This window comes from Shewanella sp. 125m-7, from assembly GCF_052977045.1.
The window spans coordinates 34,276-48,559 of sequence record NZ_JBRILQ010000013.1 but is presented as its reverse complement, the minus strand read 5'-3'; the positions used below and the strand labels follow the sequence as shown (position 1 = coordinate 48,559).

11 protein-coding genes are annotated in these 14,284 nt (G+C 44.8%); all 11 read left to right on the top strand.

The window, feature by feature from the left end; translation table 11 throughout:
• The first annotated feature begins 4 nt into the window (after positions 1 to 4).
• The 11 genes from ACVBIL_RS08425 (at position 5) to dnaE (ending at position 14,251) form a co-directional block, all read left to right on the top strand.
• The gene (locus ACVBIL_RS08425; protein ID WP_447166532.1) at positions 5 to 862 is read left to right on the top strand and encodes a phosphatidate cytidylyltransferase; all 858 of its coding nucleotides are present in this window, start codon (positions 5 to 7) and stop codon (positions 860 to 862) included.
• Between the two features lie 4 nt (positions 863 to 866).
• Entirely contained in the window at positions 867 to 2,057 is a 1,191-nt protein-coding gene (gene ispC / locus ACVBIL_RS08420) for a 1-deoxy-D-xylulose-5-phosphate reductoisomerase (protein WP_447166531.1), read from the top strand.
• Between the two features lie 14 nt (positions 2,058 to 2,071).
• Entirely contained in the window at positions 2,072 to 3,442 is a 1,371-nt protein-coding gene (rseP, locus tag ACVBIL_RS08415; protein WP_447166530.1) for a sigma E protease regulator RseP, read from the top strand.
• A gap of 31 nt (positions 3,443 to 3,473) precedes the next feature.
• Positions 3,474 to 5,957 (top strand): outer membrane protein assembly factor BamA, encoded by a 2,484-nt coding sequence (bamA, locus tag ACVBIL_RS08410; protein ID WP_447166529.1) that lies wholly within the window; start codon positions 3,474 to 3,476, stop codon positions 5,955 to 5,957.
• A gap of 59 nt (positions 5,958 to 6,016) precedes the next feature.
• Positions 6,017 to 6,514: an OmpH family outer membrane protein gene (locus ACVBIL_RS08405; RefSeq protein ID WP_447166573.1), complete on the top strand. Its 498-nt coding sequence runs from the start codon at positions 6,017 to 6,019 to the stop codon at positions 6,512 to 6,514.
• A gap of 4 nt (positions 6,515 to 6,518) precedes the next feature.
• The gene (gene lpxD, locus ACVBIL_RS08400) at positions 6,519 to 7,535 is read left to right on the top strand and encodes a UDP-3-O-(3-hydroxymyristoyl)glucosamine N-acyltransferase (protein WP_447166528.1); all 1,017 of its coding nucleotides are present in this window, start codon (positions 6,519 to 6,521) and stop codon (positions 7,533 to 7,535) included.
• Positions 7,536 to 7,567: 32 nt separating this feature from the next.
• A complete protein-coding gene (gene fabZ, locus ACVBIL_RS08395) occupies positions 7,568 to 8,029 on the top strand; it encodes a 3-hydroxyacyl-ACP dehydratase FabZ (protein ID WP_012278046.1) in 462 nt (153 codons plus the stop codon).
• Positions 8,026 to 8,796 (top strand): acyl-ACP--UDP-N-acetylglucosamine O-acyltransferase, encoded by a 771-nt coding sequence (gene lpxA / locus ACVBIL_RS08390; protein ID WP_447166527.1) that lies wholly within the window; start codon positions 8,026 to 8,028, stop codon positions 8,794 to 8,796. Before fabZ ends, lpxA begins: the two co-directional genes overlap by 4 nt.
• Positions 8,797 to 8,866: 70 nt before the next feature.
• Positions 8,867 to 10,018, top strand: a complete 1,152-nt coding sequence (gene lpxB, locus ACVBIL_RS08385; RefSeq protein ID WP_447166526.1) for a lipid-A-disaccharide synthase — start codon at positions 8,867 to 8,869, stop codon at positions 10,016 to 10,018.
• Positions 10,018 to 10,629 (top strand): ribonuclease HII, encoded by a 612-nt coding sequence (gene rnhB, locus ACVBIL_RS08380; protein WP_447166525.1) that lies wholly within the window; start codon positions 10,018 to 10,020, stop codon positions 10,627 to 10,629. The genes lpxB and rnhB overlap by 1 nt, the downstream gene beginning before the upstream one ends.
• A 151-nt stretch (positions 10,630 to 10,780) precedes the next feature.
• Entirely contained in the window at positions 10,781 to 14,251 is a 3,471-nt protein-coding gene (dnaE, locus tag ACVBIL_RS08375; protein WP_447166524.1) for a DNA polymerase III subunit alpha, read from the top strand.
• Positions 14,252 to 14,284 lie beyond the last annotated feature (33 nt).

Here is a 14,284-nt window from a genome sequence, read left to right as displayed (position 1 = left end):
TTTTTTGCTAAAACAACGAATAATAACAGCAATATGGTTAATCCCCTTAGTTTTAGGTGCCATATTCGGTTTACCGACTGAGTATTTTTCTTGGGCACTATTGGGAGTCTTTTTAATTGCCGCCAAGGAATGGGGACGTATAATCGATAGTCGCTGTGAAATGACGCAATGGAGTTTCACCGTAACCATTGGCGTCTTATTAACCGCGCTCAATCTTATGGTGTCAGCTGATGAAATTTGGCATCGCGGCATGCTACATCCAATATTCCTTGCAGTGATCCTGATTGGTGGATTCTGGTGGTTTATGTCGTTCATCATGGTGTTATCTTTCCCGAAAAGCGCGCGCTTCTGGGAAAAGAGCCATATGCTCAAGTCCATGTTCGGCCAGTTGACTCTGATCCCATGTTTCGTTTCTTTACTCACCCTAAAAGCGCTAAGTACTCAAGCATCGCCTTATTATGGCGGTACCTTAGTATTTTTGGTCATGCTGGTTGTATGGGCGACAGATTCCGGCGCTTACTTTGCGGGTAAAAAGTTCGGTAAACGTAAACTTATGCCAAATGTGAGTCCGGCTAAAACCATTGAGGGTTTATTAGGTGGGCTATTAACCACTATGCTCGTGGTCGCAGGTGTGATGTATTTCTCTCCTGAGCAAGAGGTCGGTTTACTTATTGCGGTGACCTTGTTTACAGCACTGGCTTCTGCGGTGGGCGATTTGTCTGAAAGTATGTTTAAGCGTGTCGCAAAAATTAAAGATTCAGGCACTATCCTACCGGGGCACGGTGGAGTATTGGATAGAATCGATAGTCTGACGGCTGCGCTACCTGTATTCACATTAATCTATATAGCTTTTTGGATGTAACTAAATGCAAAATATGGTGATTTTAGGCGCGACCGGCTCTATCGGTGCCAGCACCTTGAGTGTTGTTGCGTGTAATCCAGAGCAGTACAAGGTATTTGCATTGGTGGCAAATACCAATGTCGAAAAGATGTTGCAGATCTGCATTCAGTATCAGCCTAAGATTGCCCATATGGTAGACGCTCAAGCTGCGAAGGCATTAAGAGAGCAGTTACCAAGCACATTAAAGATTGAAGTAACAAGCGGAGAAGACGAACTGTTATCACTCGTTAGTAGTGATGAGGTTGATACGGTTATGGCAGCCATTGTTGGCGCCGCGGGTTTACCATCGACACTCGCTGCCGTTAATGCGGGTAAACGTGTGTTGCTGGCCAATAAAGAGTCACTGGTGATGTCCGGCCAGCTATTTATTGAAGCGATGCAACAATCGGGTGCACAAGTGCTGCCCGTTGATAGCGAGCATAATGCAATTTTTCAGTGTTTGTCAGAGCGTTCGCAACTTGAAATAGGTCGCTGCGATCTACACGCTGCGGGTGTATCGCATATTTTGCTGACAGGTTCTGGCGGGCCGTTTTTGACATCTGATCTGTCGTCACTGGCTAACATGACACCTCAGCAGGCTTGTAAGCACCCTAACTGGTCTATGGGACGTAAGATCTCAGTTGATTCTGCGACCATGATGAATAAAGGGCTTGAGTACATTGAAGCGCGCTGGCTGTTTAATGCAAGCAGCGAGCAATTGAAGGTCGTTATCCATCCTCAGAGCGTTATTCACTCTATGGTGCAGTATCGTGATGGGTCCGTTTTAGCGCAGCTTGGTAATCCAGATATGCGTACCCCGATTGCTCATTGCATGTCTTTTCCAAAGAGAATTAACTCAGGAGTTGAACCTTTAGACTTTTTCAAAGTCGGACAGTTAAGCTTCTTAGAACCTGATTTTAATCGTTTCCCCTGTTTAGCGCTGGCGATTGAAGCATGTAACCAAGGGCAGGAAGCAACAACGGTATTAAATGCAGCCAACGAAATTTCCGTACAAGCATTTTTAGATGGCAAGATCCGCTTTACCGACATAGCAAGAATAAACGAACAAAGCTTAATGAATACGGCAACGCATCCATTAAACAATATTGATGATATTTTGGCGTTAGATTCTCAAAGCCGCCAATATACGTTAAATGCCATCACGAAGCTGAATTAGTTCAGAGGAAAGGAATGATCGATTTTTTATGGAACTTAGGTTCCTTTATTGTTGCTTTAGGGATTTTAATCGCAGCCCATGAATATGGGCACTTTTGGGTCGCTCGTCGTTGTGGCGTTAAGGTTGAACGCTTCTCTATTGGTTTTGGTAGGGCTATTTGGCGCAAGACTGGCAAAGACGGTACCGAATATGTGCTGGCGATGATTCCCTTGGGTGGTTATGTCAAAATGCTCGATGAGCGCGTTGATGATGTACCTGAAGAGTTAAAAGACCAAGCCTTTAACCGTAAATCTGTTTGGCAGCGCATCGCGATTGTCAGTGCCGGCCCCATCGCCAACTTCATATTTGCGATTATTGCATTATACGCGATGTATCTTATTGGCGTTCCAGCCATTAAACCCGTTATCGATTCTACCCTTGCAGGCACGCCAGCGGCTCAAATCGTAGTCAAAGAGCCAATGCAAATTATGGCTGTGGGTAACCAAAAGGTGAGAGACTGGGAGGAAGTTAATCTTGCTCTTGCAGGCCATATTGGTGATAGCCAGGTTGACTTGACCTTAGCACCGTTATCTCGCTTAGAAGGCGGTTCGGGCGACGAGCAAACGTATTCATTAAATACCCAAGAGTGGAAAGTTAATCCAGAAAAAGAACTGCCGATCACCGCTATTGGTCTTGGCATGTATCGTCCTGCGATATTACCAACACTAGCACTGGTCAGCGATGACGGCGCAGCTGGACTTGCCGGTATCAAAGTGGGCGACACCTTAGTTGCGATTGATGGTGAAAAATACCAAGATTGGCCGCGTTTCGTAGAGATTATTCAGGGCTCAGCCAATAAGCCTGTCAGCATTACCATACGCCGCGATGGAGAGCAGTTCACGGTTAAGGTAACGCCTAAATCACGTGAGAATGCCGAAGGTCAACTTGAAGGCGTGATTGGCGTGGCACCAACATCTGAACCATGGCCAGAAAACATGAAGATACAATTGGAATACGGATTTTTAGATTCTTTTCCAGTTGCAGTCGATAAAACATGGCAACTTGTCTCCGTCAGCATTAAGATGATTGGCAAGTTACTTACCGGTGACATTTCAGTTAAGAATTTGAGTGGTCCTATCTCTATTGCACAAGGTGCAGGAAATAGTGCTAACGTCGGACTGGTATATTTTTTAGGTTTTCTTGCATTGATTAGCGTGAACTTAGGCATTATTAATTTATTGCCTTTGCCAGTGTTAGATGGAGGACACCTTTTGTATTACTTCGTTGAGGTAATTACAGGCAGGCCTGTACCGGAGAAGGTACAGGAAATTGGATTCAGAATTGGGGCAGCTATGCTGCTGATGTTGATGAGTGTTGCGCTTTTCAATGACTTTTCCCGACTCTGAGCAAGGACAGACAAATAATTAGAAGTGCTCTATGAGATTGAATAAACTTTTTGCCTCGATGTTATTAGTCGGAGCGTCTTTTTCAGGGAACGGTTGGGCCGAGACATTCCAACCTTTTGAAGTAGCTGATATCCAAGTTGAAGGTTTACAGCGAGTGGCACTCGGTGCGGCTTTGCTTAACCTACCTGTGAAGGTTGGGGATACTGTTGATCAATTAAAATTGCAGCAAGCGATAAAAAGCTTATATGCATCAACTAACTTCGAAAAAATCGAAGTGCTACGTGATGGTAATGTGCTCGTCGTTAAAGTGACTGAGCGGCCAACGATTAGCTCTGTTACCTTCGAAGGTAATAAAGATATTAAAGATGAGCAGCTACAAGAGAGCCTCGATGGCTCTGGTGTTAAAGTCGGCGAGTCTCTCGACCGTACTATGCTCTCTGGTATCGAAAAAGGTCTACAAGATTTCTATTACGGTGTAGGTAAGTACGGCGCTAAAGTTAAAGCCGAAATTATCAACCTACCGCGTAACCGAGTTGAGCTTAAGTTTACCTTTACCGAAGGTTTAGCTGCTGAAATTCGTCAGATTAATGTCGTGGGTAATACAGAATTCAGTGATGCTGAACTTATCGGCATGCTTGAGTTAAAAGATTATGTCGCTTGGTGGGATCTGTTTGGCGAGCGCCGCTATCAGAAACAAAAGCTGCAAGCTGACCTTGAAACGATTAAGACTTACTACCAAAACCGCGGCTATATTCGTTTTGATGTAACCTCTACACAGGTAGCAATGACACCTGACCGTAAAGGTCTTTACATTACGATTAACGTTGACGAAGGTGAGCAGTACAAAGTCAAAGACGTTAATCTAACCGGTGACTTAATGGGTAAAGAAGATGTGCTAGAAGCCATCTTGCCATTAAAGGCTGGTGATATGTATAACGGCGGCGATGTGACGTTTACCGAAGAGATGTACGGTAAATACTTAGGTCGTTTCGGTTACGCCTATCCAGAAGTGAAGACCTATCCAGAAATTGATGATGAAACGAAAGAGGTTAACCTCAACATCAACATCAATCCTGGCAAGCGCGTTTACGTACGTAATATCAGCTTCACGGGTAACACGGTTACTAAAGATGAAGTGATGCGTCGTCAGCTACGTCAGATGGAAGGTGCTTGGTTAAACTCGGCGCAAGTAGAGCTATCCAAGTCTAACCTGAACCGTCTGGGTTACTTTGAAACGGTTGATACTGAAACGGTACAAGTGCCAGGTACCGACGATTTAGTCGATGTTGCATTTAGTGTTAAAGAGCAGCCATCAGGCTCATTTAACGCGGGTGTCGGTTATGGTACTGAATCAGGTCTTAGCTTACAGTTTGGTGTTCAGCAAAGTAACTTCTTAGGTACAGGTAACCAAGCGGGTATTAACTTAAATACCAACAAGTACTCGAAAAACGTCAATATTAACTATACCGATCCATACTTCACCAAAGATGGCGTGAGCCTTGGTGGTAGTATTTATTGGAGTGAGTTTGATGCTGATGAGGCAAACCTAGAAGCCTATAAGAACAGCTCTTATGGTATTTCGTTAAACTCAGGTTTCCCTATTAACGAATATAACCGGATTAACGGTGGTATCGGATACCGTCATAACGAAATCTCTGAGATTTCTGCTTATGAGCAAGCGATCCGTTTCTATGATATTTATCGTGATAGTGATGACCCTAATGCAGGTTTAGCTTTCGATAACTTCGAATTAAGTCTAGGTTGGTCTCGCAGTAACTTAAACCGTGGTACTTTCCCGTCGGATGGTTCATCACAGCGTTTAAACGGTAAGATGACGGTACCAGGCTCAGATCTACAGTATTTTAAAGCTGACTTTGATACTAACTTCTATTTCCCACTCAACCGTAATCAAACATTTGTCGTGTTAACACGTGCACGCTTGGGTTACGGCAACGGTTATGGTCAGTTTAACGACAATGATCAGATCCTGCCTTTCTGGGAAAACTATTACTCAGGCGGTAGTAGCTCGCTGCGTGGCTTTAAGTCTAACTCAGTGGGGCCACGTTCATTCTACTTGTATCGTGGCAGTGAGCCATGTGCGCCCGACCCATCAGGTGAAGGCTGTAGCTTGCCTGGCGATCCTAGCCAAATTCAGGTTAGTTCAGGCCGGTCAATTGGTGGTAATGCCATTGCGACAGCAAGTTTAGAGCTTATTGTGCCAACACCATTCTTGGATGAGGCTTATACAAATTCTGTACGTACTAGTTTCTTTGTGGATGCTGGTAATGTGTGGGACACTGAGTTTGACTACGATTCGTATCGTTATCTTCCAGTTGAAGAGTTTGATAGACTAGAAGATTATAGCGATCCGAGCCGTATTCGTGCCTCTTGGGGTATGAGCGTGCAGTGGTTGTCACCGATGGGACCTATGGTATTTAGCCTTGCATGGCCAATCAAGGAATACGAGGATGATGAAACAGAGATCTTCTCGTTTAATATTGGTAAAACTTTCTAAAATCAATTTTAAAAGAATCGGCAAGTTTTGCTGAGATAAAGGAGTTTGTTTTGAATAAGATGTTGAATCGCGCAATGATGGTCTTGGTTCTTTTAGGCGCGCCGCTAGCGGCTCATGCTGAAAAGATCGCAGTAGTTGATATGCAAGCAGTTTTTGAGCAGTTGCCACAGCGCGAGCAAGTGAACGAAACATTAAAAGCTGAGTTTGGCGATCGGGTTGCAGCTGTACAAAAGATGCAAGAAGAGCTACGTGGTTTGCTAGAAAAGCAGCAACGTGACGCAGCGCTAATGAGCGAGTCGCAGAAGACTGACATGATGCGCAAAATGGAATCTATGAAAGCTGAGCTACAATTGAAAGGCAAAGCGTTAGATGAAGATATGCGTCGTCGTAACGGTGAAGAGCAAAACAAGCTACTTCTTGAAGTTCAAAAGACAATTAACACTATTGCTGAAAAAGAGCAGTATGACATGGTGCTTCAACGTGGCGCAGTTATCTATGTTAAGCCAAGTGCTGACATCAGTAACAAAGTGGTTGAAGCTTTAGGTAAAGGCAAGTAAATAGATGAAAAGCTATACTTTAAGAGTATTGGCTGACCATTTAAATGCAGACGTTCAAGGTGATGACTCAGTTGAAATTTCAGCTGTAGGCACCTTGGACGGTGCAGGTTCAGGTCAAATCTCTTTTCTGGCAAATTCTAAGTATCGTTCGCAGCTGGCTAGTTCAGCTGCGTCTGCGATCTTAATGATGCCAAAAGATGCAGAAGGTTTTGCTGGTAATGCGATTGTATTAAACGATCCTTATGTTGGTTTTGCGCGCATTGCACAGTTTCTCGATACCACCCCAAAAGCGGCCGAGGGTATCCATCCATCGGCACAAATAGCGGCTTCAGCGATGCTGGGCGAAGGCGTGGCAGTTGGCGCAAATGCGGTTATCGGTGAAAATGTTATTCTAGGTAATAACGTTCAAATCGGTGCTGGTAGTGTTGTCGGCCAAGATAGCGTGATTGGTTCAAACACGCGATTGTGGGCCAATGTCACGGTTTATCATAATGTGCATTTAGGTCAAGACTGTATCATCCACTCAGGAGCGATATTAGGTTCTGATGGTTTTGGATATGCCAATGAACGTGGCCAGTGGATTAAAATTCCACAAACAGGCGGCGTGCGAATTGGTGATCGCGTTGAGATTGGTGCCAATACTACGGTTGATCGCGGCGCTATAGATCATACTGAAATTCATGACGGGGTTATTTTAGATAACCAAGTCCAGATAGCGCATAACGATATTATTGGTGCTAATACGGCTATTGCTGGTAGTACGGTTGTTGCAGGCAGCGTAACGATTGGCAAGTATTGTATTATCGGTGGTAATTGTGCGATTTCTGGCCATTTAAGCATTGCCGATGGCGTGCATGTTTCTGGTGGTACTAATGTCACCAGCATCATCCGCGAGAAAGGTGTTTATTCATCAGCCACCGTTGCGATGGATAACAAGCTATGGCGTAAAAATACCGTTCGTTTTAGACAGCTTGATACGTTATTTCAACGGGTAAAAGCCTTGGAAAATAACGTAAAGTAAATGACTGCTTTAAGCAGATAAAGGAAAGTTTCGTGTCAAATCAATTGAATACAATGGATATCAAAGAGATCCTAAAATTTTTACCTCATAGGTATCCATTTTTATTGATCGATAGAGTATTGGACTTCACCCCAGGTGAAACCTTACACGCCATTAAGAACGTTACGATTAATGAACCATTTTTTCAGGGACACTTCCCGGTTCAGCCAGTGATGCCAGGCGTATTGATTTTAGAGGCTATGGCGCAAGCAACAGGTCTTCTTGCTTTTAAAACGATGAGCGAAGAGCCTTCTAATGATGCGTTATATTATTTCGCCGGTATCGATAAAGCACGCTTTAAGCGTGTTGTTGAACCTGGTGACCAACTTCATTTTGAAGTACAGATGATTAAAGAGCGCCGTGGAATTGGCGTGTTTACTGGCGTTGCAAAAGTGGATGGCGAGATTGTTTGTTCAGCAGAAATCATGTGTGCGCGTAGAGAGATTTCTAAGTGATTGATAAATTAGCTTATATTCACCCAGATGCAAAAATAGGCAAAAATGTCACTATAGGTCCATGGACCTATATTGGTGCCGATGTCGAAATCGGTGATGACTGCTGGTTCAGTTCGCATGTTGTTGTGAAAGGTCCAACGGTTATCGGCAAGGGTAATAAGTTTTACCAATTTGCCTCAGTCGGTGAAGATTGCCAAGATAAAAAGTTTGCTGGTGAAGCGACCCGTTTAATCATTGGTGACAATAACGTCATTCGTGAGTCGGTAACGATTCACCGCGGAACGACTCAGGATAACTGGGAAACACGCATTGGCTCAAATAACTTGTTTATGGCTTATGTGCACATTGCTCATGACTGTGTCGTTGGTAGCAACGTCATTATGGCTAATAACGCATCCATTGCAGGTCATGTTCATGTCGGTGATTGGGCCATTTTGGGCGGAATGACGGGTGTTCACCAGTTTGTGCATATTGGCGCTCACGCCTTTACGGCGGGTAGTTCGTTGATTCTTAATGACGTACCACCATTTGTGATGGCATCGGGTCAGCCTGCGATTCCAAGAGGGCTTAACATCGAAGGCTTGAAGCGTAGAGGTTTCTCTAAGGAGTCTCAGCTTTCAGTTCGTAGAGCCTATAAAACATTATACCGTAGTAATTTGACGGTAGCGGAAGCGATTGAGCAGCTTAAAGAGGCTGCGGTAGATGATGAGCAAGTCAAATTGCTAATCGACTTTGTCGCCAACTCTCAACGAGGCATTATCCGCTAAGTCAGTTTCAGAACCCGTGTAAAAGCGGGTTCTTTGTTTCCCTTCCATCATTGATGACAGATATCATTTTATGAGTTCAAACAATCCTCGTATTTTTGCAATGGTTGCCGGAGAGATCTCCGGAGACATTCTCGGTGCAGGCTTAATTAAAGCGCTGCAAGTTAACTATCCGGATGCTAAATTTGTTGGCATAGGTGGGCCGCGGATGGAAGCATTGGGTTTCGATTCTATCTTTTCCTATGAAGAGCTTGCAGTGATGGGAATTGTCGAAGTTCTGTCTCGCTTGCCTAGATTATTAAAGGTACGTAAAACACTGATTGATGAATTAATGCAGATTAAGCCTGATTGCTTTATCGGTATCGATGCACCTGACTTTAATATTGGGTTGGAGCTAAAGCTTAAAGCTCGTGGTATTAAAACGGTGCACTATGTGAGTCCATCGGTATGGGCGTGGCGACCAAAACGCATTTTCAAAATCGCTAGGGCAACCGATATGGTATTGTCATTGCTACCTTTTGAAAAAGCGTTTTATGACGAACATCAAGTACCATGTACGTTTGTTGGTCATACTTTAGCCGATGATATAGGACTTGAAAGTGATAAAGTTGCGGCTCGTGAACGACTTGGTTTAGATAAAGAGGCCGAATACTTAGCGATACTTCCAGGTTCCCGTGGTGGTGAGCTGAAGATGTTAGCCGAACCCTTTGTAAAGGCTGCGAGCTTAATCAAGCAGCGCTATCCGGATATAAAATTTGTTACGCCTTTGGTTAATCAAAAACGTCGCGATCAATTCGAGCTTGCCTTACGCGAGCATGCGCCAGATCTAGAGATCCATCTCATTGAAGGCCATTCTCGTGAGGTGATGGCGGCCGCAGATTGTATTTTATTAGCATCAGGCACTGCCACGCTTGAAGCTATGTTAGTTAAGCGGCCTATGGTGGTGGCTTATCGCGTGAGCCCTATTACTTATCGTATCGCTAAGGGCATGATGCTAACGAAGCGTTATTCATTGCCAAATTTGCTTGCCGATGACGATATTGTTGAAGAACTTATTCAAGCAGATTGTACGCCAGAGAAAATAGCAACAGCGGTGTCAAAGCAGTTGGATGGTGATTTCACCCCGCTGCATGATCGTTTTATGTCAATCCATCAAATGATAAGACGAGATGCTAGTGCCCGCGCGGCCGATGCCGTAATCAAGTTACTAGAGGAGCAAAAATAGTGGCAGTTTTTAAGGATATTACCCCAGAGCAAGTGGCCCAGATTTGTGTTGCTCAATATGCCGGGGTCGATGAGGTTGGCAGAGGCCCTCTTATTGGTAATGTGGTGACCGCCGCGGTGATTTTAGATCCAAGTAATCCTATCGAAGGATTAAACGATTCTAAAAAACTGTCAGAAAAGAAGCGCGAGTTACTGTTTGAACAAATTCAACAAAAAGCCTTAAGTGTCAGTGTTGGCTCTGCAAGCCCAGTAGAAATTGATGAACTCAATATCTTACACGCGACTATGCTTGCTATGCAGCGCGCTGTAGCAGGTTTAAGTATTAAACCGAGCAGTGTATTAGTTGACGGCAACCGCAGCCCCGATTTTGGCGTTGAAAGCCATGCAATCATTAAAGGGGATGGCCTTATCGATGCGATAAGTGCAGCCTCTATCATTGCTAAAGTGATTCGTGATAGAGAGATGGATGTCCTTGCCGCGCAATACCCCGAGTATGGTTTTGATAAGCATAAAGGTTACCCAACAAAAGCGCACTTTGAGGCGCTAGCAAAGCATGGTGTATTACCTGAACATCGTAAAAGCTTCAGGCCGGTTCGAGAGGCCATGGAGTAAGCTCGTTGCTACTGTGTATTTCATTTTTGCTCGAAAAGTAATAGAACTCGTTACAGGGTTAGCAGTTTAACTTGTTTGCAGCTGACCCTTGTTTTACCCTATAAGCTTCATCATTTGTCTTCCGTTACCCAATATAAAGATACTCCAAATTATGTCTGATCCACGTTTTGTTCACTTGCGCGTCCACAGCGATTTTTCTATGTCTGATGGACTTTCTAAAGTTAAGCCCATTATTGCAAAAGTGGTCGAACTTGGAATGCCTGCGGTTGCGTTAACTGATCAGACAAATATGTGCGGTTTGGTAAAGTTTTACGAGGCTTGTCATGGTAACGGCGTTAAGCCGATTATTGGCACCGACTTTTGGGTAAAAGTCCCAGGTTTTGACGAGTTTTGCTCTATTACTGCGTTAGCGATGAACAACACCGGTTATTCAAATCTAACCTTGTTGATTAGTGATGCGTATCTGCGCGGCAATATTAACGATAAAGCGGTGATTGACCAAGAGTGGTTGGTAAAATATAGCGAAGGGCTAATCCTGCTTTCTGGCGCCAAAGATGGCGATGTTGGCCGAGCTTTATTAAAAGAGAACCAAGGCCAAGTAGACTCATTAATTGAGTTCTATCAAACCCATTTCCCCGATAGATATTATTTGGAGCTGCTGCGCACAGGTCGTCCAGACGAAGAGCGCTATTTGCATATGGCTGTGGCGCTAGCAGAGCAAAAAGGTCTGCCGGTAGTTGCGACTAACCAAGTGGTATTTAATAAGCCAGAGCAGTTCGATGCCCACGAGATCCGCGTGGCAATTTATGATGGCTTTACTCTCGCCGATCCACGTAGACCAAAGAAATACAGCGACCAGCAATACTTCAAAAATAGCGACGAAATGTGTGAGCTATTTGCAGATATTCCCGAGGCGATTGAAAATACCGTACAAATCGCTAAGCGCTGTAACGCTACGGTGAGATTGCATGAATACTTTTTGCCTAACTTCCCGACAGGTGATTTGACCATCGAAGACTTCTTAGTCGATGTGTCTGAAAAAGGCCTAGAAGAGCGCTTAGCGTTTTTATTCCCCGATCCTGAGGTTAGGGCTGAAAAACGTCCTGAATACGATGAACGTCTTGATATCGAACTTAAGGTGATCAACCAGATGGGTTTCCCTGGTTACTTCCTTATTGTAATGGAGTTTATTCAATGGGGTAAAGATAACGATATCCCCATTGGTCCTGGTCGTGGTTCTGGTGCGGGCTCGCTCGTTGCGTATGCGCTTAACATTACCGATTTGGATCCACTTGAATACGATTTACTGTTTGAGCGATTCCTTAACCCTGAACGTGTATCTATGCCCGATTTCGACGTCGACTTTTGCATGGATAGACGAGATGAAGTGATCGATCACGTTGCAGAGCTATATGGCCGTGATGCGGTATCACAGATTATTACGTTTGGTACCATGGCGGCGAAAGCGGTTATTCGAGACGTTGGTCGTGTGCTGGGCCATCCTTATGGTTTCGTTGAGCGCCTATCTAAGATGATCCCGGCAGAGCCTGGGATGACGCTAGCAAAAGCTTTTGAGATCGAGCCGGGTCTGCAAGAGTCTTATGATGGCGATGAAGATGTAAAAGATCTTATCGATATGTGCCGCATACTTGAAGGGGTAACACGTAACGCCGGTAAACACGCCGGTGGTGTGGTTATCGCCCCGACAAAAATCACCGATTTTTCGCCTATCTATTGTGATACCGAAGGCTTAAACCCGGTTACTCAGTTCGATAAAAATGATGTGGAAACCGCAGGTCTTGTGAAGTTCGACTTCTTGGGTCTAAGAACGCTGACCATCATCGACTGGGCGCTACAGATGATCAACAAGGTGAAAGATAAGAATGGCGAAGAGCGCATTCGTATCGAGTCTATTTCACTGGTCGACCCTAAGTGCTTTAAATTACTACAACGCTACGAAACAACCGCGGTATTCCAGCTGGAATCTCGTGGTATGAAAGATTTGATTAAACGTCTTCAGCCAGATTGCTTCGAAGATATGATCGCACTAGTAGCACTGTTCAGGCCGGGTCCGTTGCAATCAGGCATGGTAGATAACTTTATTGAGCGTAAACACGGCCGCGAGGAAGTGTCATATCCTGATGCTGAATATCAGCATGACTCGCTTAAAGAACTATTGTCACCGACTTACGGCATTATTCTCTATCAAGAGCAGGTGATGCAGATTGCTCAGGTGCTTGCGGGTTATACCTTGGGCGGCGCCGATATGCTTCGTCGTGCAATGGGTAAGAAAAAGCCTGAAGAGATGGCCAAGCAGCGTGGCACGTTTGAAGCCGGTTCGATTGCAAACGGCGTCGATGGTCCGCTATCGATGAAGATTTTCGATTTGGTGGAAAAATTCGCGGGTTACGGTTTTAACAAATCTCACTCGGCCGCTTACGCATTAGTGTCTTATCAAACACTTTGGTTAAAAACCCATTATCCACAGCAGTTTATGGCGGCAGTAATGTCGGCGGATATGGATAACACCGATAAGATTGTCACCTTGGTTGATGAGTGTGAGCGCATGGGAATGCCGTTGCTACCACCAGATGTGAACAAAGGTTTATTCAGATTTACCGTCGATGATGACTTAAATATTGTTTATGGTATCGGTGCTGTGAAAGGGGTCGGCGAAGGTCCTGTCGATTCAATTCTTAAGGCTCGAGAAAACGGCCCGTTTGTTGATCTATTTGATTTCTGCGCCCGAATCGATTTGAAAAAGCTTAACCGCCGCGTAATTGAAAAGCTGATTTGCGCTGGCGCACTGGATAATCTCGGTCCACATCGCGCAGCGATGATGGCGACATTGCCTGAGGCCATTCGCGCCGCTGACCAACACGCCAAAGCTGAAGCGATTGGGCAACATGATATGTTTGGCTTGCTTAATAGTGAGCCAGAAGACAGTAAGCAGCAGTTTGTTGAATGTACACCTTGGCCTGATAAAGTGTGGCTTGAAGGCGAGCGAGATACCTTAGGTTTATATCTTACTGGTCACCCGATTAATCAGTATTTAAAAGAGCTAAAACACTATACCTCTGGCAGATTAAAAGATGTGCATCCTACAGAGCGCGGTAAAACCATGAAAGCCGCTGGGCTTGTGGTTGCGACGCGTGTGATGATGACTAAGCGCGGCTCCAAGATGGGTCTTGTAACACTCGATGACAAGAGTGCGCGGCTTGAAATCATGTTGTTTACCGAAGCCTTTGAGAAGTTTAATCATCTATTAGAAAAAGACCGCATCTTGATTATCGAAGGAGAAGTCAGTTTTGATGATTTCTCTGGCGGTAACCGTATGACGGCGCGCAACATCATTGATATGGGCGAGGCGCGTAGCCATTTTGCTAACGCGGTTGAAATTGACCTGCAATCAGACAAGGTTGACGATCAGTGGCTCAATCAGTTTCAGGCTGCGGTCGAGCCATGGAAAGCCGGTGCTGTACCTGTGGTAATAAACTATGCTCAGCCGCAGTCACAAGCGCAGTTTACTTTAGGCGATAACTGGCGGGTTAATCCAACCGACGAACTGATGTTAGCGCTGGAGTCGTTAGCGGGCTCAGGCAAGGTTAGGATCGTTTTTTAAGACTGTTTTTAAGACTGTTTTTAAGGTAATGGC